This is a genomic window from Blautia sp. HA3515 (assembly GCF_059933065.1).
In genome coordinates, this window is the sequence record NZ_JAYFUY010000082.1 from 1 (window position 1) to 9,598 (window position 9,598).

The 9,598-nt window shown below is 39.7% G+C and carries 7 protein-coding genes and 3 pseudogenes; 9 read left to right on the forward strand and 1 reads right to left on the reverse strand.

Annotation, left to right across the window (positions count from 1 at the left end):
* The first annotated feature begins 19 nt into the window (after nucleotides 1–19).
* The 9 genes and pseudogenes from tnpA (at nucleotide 20) to R1Y93_RS07510 (ending at nucleotide 8,592) form a co-directional block, all read left to right on the forward strand.
* Nucleotides 20–430, forward strand: a complete 411-nt coding sequence (tnpA, locus tag R1Y93_RS07470; RefSeq protein WP_500822297.1) for an IS200/IS605 family transposase — start codon at nucleotides 20–22, stop codon at nucleotides 428–430.
* Between the two features lie 53 nt (nucleotides 431–483).
* Complete coding sequence (locus tag R1Y93_RS07475) at nucleotides 484–975, forward strand: nuclease/transposase family protein (protein WP_500822298.1); 492 nt, start codon at nucleotides 484–486, stop codon at nucleotides 973–975.
* The gene (locus R1Y93_RS07480) at nucleotides 960–1,136 is read left to right on the forward strand and encodes a DUF6019 family protein (protein ID WP_021939191.1); all 177 of its coding nucleotides are present in this window, start codon (nucleotides 960–962) and stop codon (nucleotides 1,134–1,136) included. The genes R1Y93_RS07475 and R1Y93_RS07480 overlap by 16 nt, the downstream gene beginning before the upstream one ends.
* A 24-nt stretch (nucleotides 1,137–1,160) precedes the next feature.
* Nucleotides 1,161–1,842: pseudogene (locus tag R1Y93_RS07485) on the forward strand (response regulator transcription factor).
* Nucleotides 1,818–3,088, forward strand: a pseudogene (locus R1Y93_RS07490) (sensor histidine kinase). The pseudogenes R1Y93_RS07485 and R1Y93_RS07490 overlap by 25 nt, the downstream one beginning before the upstream one ends.
* Before the next feature lie 177 nt (nucleotides 3,089–3,265).
* Nucleotides 3,266–3,940 carry an ABC transporter ATP-binding protein gene (locus R1Y93_RS07495; RefSeq protein ID WP_500822299.1) on the forward strand — a complete coding sequence of 225 codons (675 nt, stop codon included), beginning with the start codon at nucleotides 3,266–3,268 and terminating at the stop codon, nucleotides 3,938–3,940.
* Nucleotides 3,937–6,381: an ABC transporter permease gene (locus R1Y93_RS07500; RefSeq protein ID WP_500822300.1), complete on the forward strand. Its 2,445-nt coding sequence runs from the start codon at nucleotides 3,937–3,939 to the stop codon at nucleotides 6,379–6,381. Before R1Y93_RS07495 ends, R1Y93_RS07500 begins: the two co-directional genes overlap by 4 nt.
* Before the next feature lie 312 nt (nucleotides 6,382–6,693).
* The gene (locus R1Y93_RS07505; protein ID WP_500822301.1) at nucleotides 6,694–7,365 is read left to right on the forward strand and encodes a tyrosine-type recombinase/integrase; all 672 of its coding nucleotides are present in this window, start codon (nucleotides 6,694–6,696) and stop codon (nucleotides 7,363–7,365) included.
* Nucleotides 7,366–7,434: 69 nt separating this feature from the next.
* On the forward strand, nucleotides 7,435–8,592 hold the full coding sequence (locus R1Y93_RS07510; protein WP_500822303.1) for an IS91 family transposase: 1,158 nt from the start codon (nucleotides 7,435–7,437) through the stop codon (nucleotides 8,590–8,592).
* 549 nt (nucleotides 8,593–9,141) lie between these two features.
* Here R1Y93_RS07510 and R1Y93_RS07515 read toward each other — a convergent pair.
* Nucleotides 9,142–9,588: pseudogene (locus tag R1Y93_RS07515) on the reverse strand (transposase); the annotation flags it as partial.
* Between the last annotated feature and the right edge of the window lie 10 nt (nucleotides 9,589–9,598).

Here is a 9,598-nt window from a genome sequence, read left to right on the forward strand (position 1 = left end):
GATATGATATACTATATGTATGAAAGAAAAACTAATACATTACAGAACTTGCGTGTGTAATATCAACTACCATATGGTGTGGTCGGTGAAATACCGGCGGAAGATATTAAAACCAGAAGTTGAGGAATATCTTCAGGAACTGGTGCAGCAGATTGCTGAGGATAAGGGATTTACTGTTCATTTATTTGAATGTGGTGAAGGGGATCATGTCCACTGTTTTGTATCAGCTCCGCCAAAGTTATCCATAACAGCAATCGTCAAGTATCTAAAGGGGATCACCGGCAGAAAACTGTTCGAACGTTTTCCGGAAATAAGAAACCAGCTATGGAAGGGAGAGCTGTGGAACCATTCCTATTATGTGGAAACGATCGGATCTGTATCTGAGGAAAATATCCGCCGTTATATTGAACATCAGAGCAAGTCGTATTAATTAAAGCGGACTGTGAATATCGGTCCGTGTGACTGTCTGAAGGGGGAAGAGGAATGCTGCTGTCACAGAAAACATCTGTAAAAATCCGGCCGGAATATTCCAATATCATAGGGCATATGTGTTATGCGGCTTCCAAACTCTGGAATGTCTGCAACTATGAACGTCATCATTATAAAGAACTGGGACTGGAAAAGTATCCGGACTGGTATTTTCAGAAAAAAGCGCATAAAGGTGATCTGTGGTACAGACAGCTTCCGTCGCAGACAGCGCAGGAGACCTGCAAGCAGCTGGATAAAGCCTGGAAATCTTTTTATGTCCTGAAAAAGACCGGAGGGATCAAAGTTCCAAATCCGCCCCGTTTTAAACAGGACAATATACCGGTCACATACATGCAGATGGGGATCCGGCATGAGAAAGGCTCAGACCAGCTGCGATTGTCCCTGCCAAAGGACCTGAAAAGCTATATGGAAGAAACCTACGGGATCCATGAACAGGTGAAATCTCAATCGGAATTGACAGAGGTAATGGAATGTTTGAAGAATTAGGAATTAGTTTTGGCACAGCACTAATCGTCTTACTTGCATTATATTTTATAATTAAGTGGGCGGTCAAAAATGGAATAAAAGAAGCCTATAGGGATATTACAGGGAAAGTCACTACCGAGGATATTGAGGCAGAACAAATATGTAACGAAGAGGAAAAATAGTTAATAAAGAGAGGTGCATATGCTATGCCAGGTATACTCGTGGTTGAAGATGATGAAAATTTAAATCGTGGAATTACATTTTCACTGAAAAAATCCGGATATGAGGTTTTTTCAGCAGAATCAGTGAAAAAAGCGAAAAGAATTGCAAGTGATAATAATGTGGATGTTACCATTTGTGATGTGAATCTTTCCGGATGGGAATGGACTGGAATTTGTAAGGTGGATGAGATGCAATTATAATACATACATTATTTGTCTTACAGCACTAGATCAGGAGATGGATCAGGTCATGGGATATGAAGCTGGGGCAGATGATTATATTACAAAGCCGTTTAGTCTTTCGGTACTTCTTTTGAAAATCGGAGCAGATTCCCGCCGCAGACGAGAAACGGAAGCCGGAAAGATGATTTCGGGAGATATCGTATTTATCGCAGGAGAAATGAAAGTCCTGATAAAGAGTCGTGAAATCAGTCTGACAAAAACGGAGTTGAAAATGCTGACTTTTTTTCTTCAGAATCCGAAACAGATTCTTTCAAAAACACAAATATTGGAAAATGTGTTTGATCTGGAAAGAGATGATGAAAATACAATCGCTGTCAATATCAGAAGACTCCGTGAGAAAATCGAAGACAATCCGGCTGCACCGGTCTATATAAAGAATATCAGAGGTCTTGGGTATATATGGAATCAGGAGGTAAGGCAGTGACAAAGAGATCTCGCAAGAAGATTACAGTAGTGCTCTCCTTGGTATTACCTGTCATATTATTGTTTGCAATATTAAATCTGCTTTGCCACGTATGTGTTTTATGAAGATTATAAATATAAAATGAATCTTATGACAGAGATTGCTGTAAAGGAAGAATTTTCCGGGCTGGATGCTGTTTCGGAATTGCTTAAGGATAAGGATATTGAAACTGACGAACAGGGAAGGCGATTATTGGAGCAATATGGATACTGGGGGAATAAAGGGAATGCATTTTATTCGCAATTCCGGCATCAGGTTATGGTGACCGGAGCTGTAAGCACTGTGATATGCGTGCTTCTTTTGACTTTTTTACTTTATTGGAAGAAAAAAAGAAGATGCGTGTCATCAGAAAATTTTAGACCAGTTGGAAGAAATTCTGATCAGATTCCGTGAAAATAAATTTGATGATTTACTGAAAACGGAAAATCATGCAGAACTGGAAAAATTGAATGACCAGCTTGAAGCAATCGGACATCATATTCAGTTGATAAAGGAAGAAGCAAGGGCAGAAAAGGAGAACACGAAAGAAATGGTTTCTGATATTTCTCACCAGTTAAAGACACCGGTTGCAGCTTTGAGAGTACATGTTTTAGTGTGCTGATGCAGAATGACTTAAGTGCCACAGAACAGGAGGAGTTTTCGTATCCGTTGTCGGAGTGCTCTGGATGGACTGGAGACATTATTGCAGTCGCTTCTTGAAATATCCAAGATGGAAACTGGACTGATTCAGATTAATAAGAAAAAACTTCCGCTTATGGATACTGTCATATCTGCTGTGAACTGTACTTATCCAAAAGCGGATGAGAAAGAAATTGAATTCGTTTTTGACTATGCAAAAGAGCTGGAAACATGCATGGTTATGCAGGATAAAAGATGGCTTGGTGAAGCTGTGATCAACGTTTTAGATAATGCAATCAAGTACAGCCCGGATGGTTCAAAAATATTTATCCGGTTACAAAAAAGAAACGATCTTGTAAGAATGGAAATTGAGGATCAGGGAATTGGTATTCCGCAGAATGAGTATCACAAAATTTTTCAACGATTTTACAGAGGAAGTTCTAAGGAGGTCATGGAAAAGAGTGGTACAGGAATCGGACTTTTTCTATCGAGAGAAATTATCGAAAAACACGCAGGTACAATCATGGTAACCTCCGGCAAAAAGAAAAAAGGAAGCACGTTTGTGATTCAATTACCATATGTTGGTTAAATTTTAAGTGGGCAGAAATCTTACAATTCTGTAAGACTTCTGCTCGTTTTTTGAAAGTGAAATGAAAGATTGTCCTGATACAATTTGGATGTAGGTTGAAAAATGACCAAATATATAAACAGGCAAAGAAAGCGTGCTGAAAAGGTACACTTTACAGAATTAAAAAGGAGGCAACACATGAGTGTGATATTAGAAACCAAGCAGCTTTGTAAGTTTTATGGCGCAGGTGAGAATCAGGTCAAAGCGGTCAATCAGGTGGACATTCAGATTGAGCAGGGAGAATTTGTCGCAATTGTTGGAAAGTCAGGTTCCGGTAAAAGTACATTACTTCATATGCTTGGAGGGCTAGACACCCCGACAAAAGGCAGTGTTACTTTAGCAGGGAAAGATTTATACAGGATGAAGGAAGATGCCCTTGCTGTTTTCCGCAGAAGAAAAATCGGATTTGTTTTTCAGGCATTTAATCTGGTTTCATCTGTTAATGTCTGGGAAAATATTGTACTGCCACTGGGACTGGATGGAAGAAAAGTGGATGAAGCGTATGTAAATGATATTATTGCAACTCTGGGGATTGACAACCGGATTTATAATCTGCCAAATCAGTTATCCGGAGGACAGCAGCAGAGAGTAGCAATTGCAAGAGCACTGGTGAATCGTCCGGAAATTATATTTGCAGATGAGCCGACAGGAAATCTTGATTCTAAGACCAGTGATGAGGTAATCGCTCTGCTTAAGATGACAGCAAAAAAATATGGACAGACAATTGTAATGATTACCCATGATGACGAAATTGCACAGGTCGCTGACCGTATTCTGGTGATTGAGGACGGACAGGTGGTGGATTTCAGATGAAGACAATAAGCAGGATTGCATATAGCAATGACAAAAGGAACAGGACAAGAAGTATACTGATCATGATGGCAATCTGTCTGACCACGATGCTGCTTGTTATCATCAGTACTGTGGGAAATGGGGTAATTCATTTACAGAAAAGTCAGGCGGCAGGATCATATGGAAGCAATTATGGTCTGTTTTTTTCCGCAGACGGATCGCAGTTAAAAGAAGTAAACCGCCGTGCGGAAATAGATGCTACAGGCACTATGTGCACCGAAGGTATCATAAAAGGCAATGAAAAAGGCGGGTTTGTCTGCATGGATGAGACTGCAAGAAAAATGCTTCCCTATAATAAGGAATATGAGTTAAAGGAAGGAAAGTATCCGGGGGGAACGCAGGAAATTGCCGCAGGAAGAGCATTTTTTCGTGCAATGGGGTATGGTGATGTAAAGATCGGAGATACGGTTACACTGGATTACCGCGCAGGGATGCAGTCAGAATATAAGCCGGAAGAATTTGTTGTCAGCGGAATCCTATATGATCGGGATGAGTATACCATCGAGGCATCTTATGTTGCTTTCGGGTCACAGGAGTTTTATGATGAGCACGTCGCAGAGAATGACAGACAGTATAATATTTATTTTACTTTAAATGATTCTGCAAATGTATCTATGAATAATATTGATTCGGTTATAAAGCAGATTGCAGCAGCTTGTGGGATCGAAGAAAAAAACGTTATAGTCAATGATCTCTATTTGCAATGGGTCTTGCAGCCGAGTTATGAAACGATTGCGGTATGCGGGGTTTTGATTCTTGCAATTGTACTTTTCTCTGTTGTGGTCATTTATAATATTTTTCAGGTCGGTATTGCCAACAAGATACAGGAGTATGGAAAAATCAAGGCTCTGGGAGCGACAAAAAAGCAGATGAAACAACTGATCTTCAGAGAGGGCATTTTTTTGACATTTTTTTCAATACCAGTTGGATTGCTTTTTGGCTTTCTGATTGCAAAATGCGGTTTTAACTGGCTGGTAGAACAGGGGAACCTTGTATCAACCGGAACTGGCTCTATGGGAGTTCAAAATCAGCAGGTGCCTCTGTTTTCCCTGCCTGTTATGCTTCTCTGTATTTTCGTATCATTTCTTACCGTTGCTTTGGCACTGCGTAAACCAATGAAAATTGTTTCACGGATTTCACCTATCGAAGCAACACGGTATTTAGAAAATGCAGAAACACAAAAAAAAGGAAAACGAAATGGCAGAAAAAATGTCACCGTGTTTTCTATGGCAATGGCAAATGTAACGGGTAATCCCAAAAGAACTATTGGTACTATCCTCACAATGGGTTTTTCTTGCGTATTGTTTGTGATTATCTCTAATTATGTGGGAAATATTGACACGGAGCATGAAGCACGTCTTTCCGTTAATCATGGACAATTTGAACTGCAGCTTGACTATTCTGCTGAGTATGATGAAAGATATCCGGAGAATAATCTGGATACGATTCTGACGGATGATCCATTGAATGATTCGCTGATTGAAGAAATCAAAAGCATTCCGGGAGTAACAGATGTCATGACGAGAGAGATTGTCTCTGTAAATCTGAACGGAACAAGATTTCCGGCTACTATTGTGAGTAAAAAGGATTTTGATTTTATGCGCCAAGAAGGGGATATTGGCTCTATGGACTATGATCAGGCGGTAAAGAATGGTGATATTTTCTTTGGCTGGTCAACGTGGATGGAACAAGATGGATATGCTCCGGGTGAATCCATTGCATTTGACTTTGAGAATGGAAGTGGAACCTATACCTATCAGGGAAAGATTGCAGGATCTTTTGTAAGTGCGGACACTTATCTTGTCATTCCGGAAGGTGTATATCGTTCCATGAATCCGAGAGGAACAGCCTATGGCTATCTGTGGGTGGATTGTGATAAAAAAGATGTGGCATCTGTAGAACAAAGTCTGAATACTTTGATTTCTAATACTTCGCATATAAAAATGGATACTTATCATGCGCAGTTACAATCTGCCGAATTTGCAAGCAGCATGATGAAGCTTGGCTGTTATCTGTTTATGGCTATTGTAGGACTCATCGGGTTTATGAATATGGCGAATACCATGATCATGAATATTACGACAAAAAAGCAGGAATATGGTATATTACAGGCTGTGGGTATGACAAATAAACAATTAAATTTATGCCTGCAGTTACAGGGACTGATGTTTACGGTTGGTACCATATGCGTAGCTTTGATCATTGGTCTGCCGCTCGGCTATGCACTTTTTTCCTATGCAAAACATAATGGAATATTTGGAATGAATATCTATCATGTTCCAATCGTACCAATTTTTATTATGATTTTTTTGGTCGGTCTGTTGCAGATTGTACTTTCCTGCGTTTTAAGCAGTAATCTGAAAAAGGAAACGCTGGTAGAAAGAATAAGGTATGATGGATAGCAAGTAATATGTAATGAACTAGGTCTTAATGAAGAGGAGAAATAGATAACTTCCTGTTGAACTAAATCGCTGCGCGATGGCCTGCGAAGGCTGCGGCGCAGTTTTCTCTTTAACTTAAAAAGGCAGTAGATAATGAGTCCTAAAAGTAGTATTGTTAAATCACCACAAAATAACAATCGAACAGGATCACCATTAACACTGCCATGAATAGAATAACACCAGAATCTCTTTTTCACAAGAGGATATCTTTAATACGTGGATCTCCATGATGGCAGTGACTCATTAACGTTACTATTCTCATGGAGGTTTATTATGTACGAAAAATATTTTAACAAGCTCAGAGAGGAATGCCTGATTCGTAACAGGTCCTCCCGGACTGCAGATACCTATATGAACAACATCCGTCACTTTATGAAGTGGACAGGCTATAAATCGATGGAAGATTTATCTCTTCAGGATGCCAGATCATTTATACTGGAAAAACGTAATTCTGGTCTTTCATCTGCAACCTGCAACTTTTATAATTCTTCCATTTGTTTCCTATACAAACATGTCTTGCACATCCCATGGGATCAGGACATTGTTCCAAGAATGCGATTGGATGTAAAACTTCCGAAAGTACTCTCTCTTGAAGAAATTGAAAAGTTAATCGATTCTACAACCGAAATTCGTAACAGAGCAATCATTGCCCTGCTTTATTCATCTGGAATGCGTGTAGGAGAACTTGTTTCTCTTAGACCTGAAGATATCTATATGAGCACTATGCAGGTATATATTTCCAAAGGGAAGAATCATCGTGACAGATGGACAATTCTTTCAGAAAGAGCCCTTGATTTACTAAAGGAATACTGGAGAAGTTATCCAGTAAGAAGAGGATTGAGCAAGGTGTCCCAATCAACTATGTACAAGCAATGCTTGGACACCGCTGTCTGGAATCAACACAGGTATACATCCACATATCCAATAAAACTGTTATGGGAATAAAGAGTCCGCTTGATCATCCTGTCAAGAAAAAACGGGGGCGTAAAGCTAAGAGAAACGCAGGTGATGCAAATGAATCATGATATCACCATTCAGGATATATTCCATCGATTTCTTCCGCAATACTGTGAAACATACAACTTTTCTCCACAACAGCAACTAACGGCACTGTGTATCTCCAAATGCCATACTCTTGAAATGGGAGCCAATTTAAGCGAATGCGAAAGCTGTCACAAGAAATATATTCATTATAATTCCTGCAAGAACCGTCACTGCCCCATGTGTCAAGGAATGGAGGTCGATGAATGGATTGACAAACAGCAGGAAAATGTACTGGATGTTCCATACTTTCATACGGTCTTTACAGTTCCAGAAGAATTATATTCCCTGATTTGTTCAAATCAGAAACTCCTTTATGATGCTTTGTACCATGCAGCACATCAAACAATGACAGAGCTGTCTGCGGATCCGAAACATCTTGGAGCAAGGATTGGATATATCTGTGTACTTCATACTTGGGGCTCCAGAATGAATTATCATCCTCATCTCCACACCATTGTTCTCGGCGGTGGACTTGATGCTGCAAACAAGTGGAAGGATAAAGGAAAGAAGTTTTTCTTTCCGGTTAAGGTCATGTCTGCCGTCTTCAAAAAGTATTATCTTCGTGAACTGAAACAACTCTGGGAAGATAAAAAACTTGAGTATCATGGAACGGCTGCACATTTAAAAAATCGTTATGAATTCAAAGCTTTACTGAATTCCCTCTACGAAAAGAACTGGGTTGTATATACGAAAGAGGCATTCAATGGAGCTAATTCTGTGATCCGGTACCTTGGCCGTTACACTCATCGTATCGCTATCAGTAATCGCAGAATCGTCAGTATGACAGATGAGACTGTTACCTATCTCGTAAAGGATTACAAAAATGGTGGTAAATATATCGAGCAAACCATCAAAGGAACAGAGTTTCTGCGAATGTTTCTGATGCATGTGCTCCCTAAAGGTTTTGCCCGAATTCGCCACTATGGCCTGCTTTCCTGTAGGAACAAGAAAGAAAAGATGACTCACTGCCGGAAGCTTCTCAGCGGCATTCAATATATTTCAAAACTCCGAGGCAAAACCTGTGCGGAGAAGCTGATGATTCTTTACAAAAAGGATATCTGTAAGTGTGAAGCCTGTGGAGGAAATCTTCTTTCGCTGTCGCTTCGAGGACACTACATGTTGACTTGAGCGAAGGAATCTGAATACTGAAAAACAGCCGCCTGAATGAAGGCTTATTAAGTGCACCCTTCATTCGATAAGACAAGTTATTATTTTTGAATATATGATAGAATCAGTTTCCAATTCATAGATTCTTTGGTAAAATCAAGAAAAAGAAAAACGATTGAAGCTCCATACTGTATCGGCTGGAGTGACGCGATTTTGTTCAATCGGTAAAAATCGGTGTGCAGTCCAGAGAAAAGGGCAGCTATCAAAAAATGGTAAGCTGTTTTTTCCTCTGTCCTGACGCCGATTGTTCACGTATCAATTTGCAGAGGTAAATTCTACTTTGCAGGATTAAATTCCATGTAAAACAGAAAAAGATGAATCTTGTATATGAAATCCCTAAGATCAGAGTTAAAATAAAGACAAAAGCTGTGGTTTTAGGGATTTTTGTGCATGCTGAGCGGAAGTCGAATTTACGGTTGATTTTTGCGAATGGGTAAATTCCACCTCTGGGGGTATTCTGCGATGATGGCTTCGTAAATTTTCCTGCCCAGCTTTTTTATCAGATTTTGTTTATTTTAATAATTCGGGACTGAGGATGATCTCGTCTGCAGGAATCTTTTGCAGATGAAATGCATCTAAAATTTTTCTGCCATATTGGAATTCAAAAACTTCATAAGGGCTTTTATTACCAAGTTTCTTTCTGGAATAAGAATTAATGTGACTCATCATGAGATCAATCTGTTCCTGCGTATAGAGTCCGATATCAGTGCCCTTTGGAATGATCCTGCGCATCAGTTCGTGATTGTTTTCGCAGCTGCCTTTCTGGTAAGGTGCACTGGCATTGCAGTAGAATATTTTAGTTCGTTGGTTTCCCTGTGCATCCAGTTCGATAGCAGAAGGATTTGAAAACTCACTGCCGTTATCTGCCAAAAGGACAGGAAAGAGCTCCACGAAAATGTCTGTTCTTAACTCAATATAGAGTCGGTTAAAGACATCAATGACGGACTGTGAATCATTATGTTACAAG

Coding starts and splice junctions, on each gene's coding strand:
- tnpA (WP_500822297.1), top strand. CDS start 20: ATGAAAGAAAAACTAATACATTACAGAACTTGCGTGTGTAATATCAAC.
- R1Y93_RS07475 (WP_500822298.1), top strand. CDS start 484: ATGCTGCTGTCACAGAAAACATCTGTAAAAATCCGGCCGGAATATTCC.
- R1Y93_RS07480 (WP_021939191.1), top strand. CDS start 960: ATGTTTGAAGAATTAGGAATTAGTTTTGGCACAGCACTAATCGTCTTA.
- R1Y93_RS07495 (WP_500822299.1), top strand. CDS start 3,266: ATGAGTGTGATATTAGAAACCAAGCAGCTTTGTAAGTTTTATGGCGCA.
- R1Y93_RS07500 (WP_500822300.1), top strand. CDS start 3,937: ATGAAGACAATAAGCAGGATTGCATATAGCAATGACAAAAGGAACAGG.
- R1Y93_RS07505 (WP_500822301.1), top strand. CDS start 6,694: ATGTACGAAAAATATTTTAACAAGCTCAGAGAGGAATGCCTGATTCGT.
- R1Y93_RS07510 (WP_500822303.1), top strand. CDS start 7,435: ATGAATCATGATATCACCATTCAGGATATATTCCATCGATTTCTTCCG.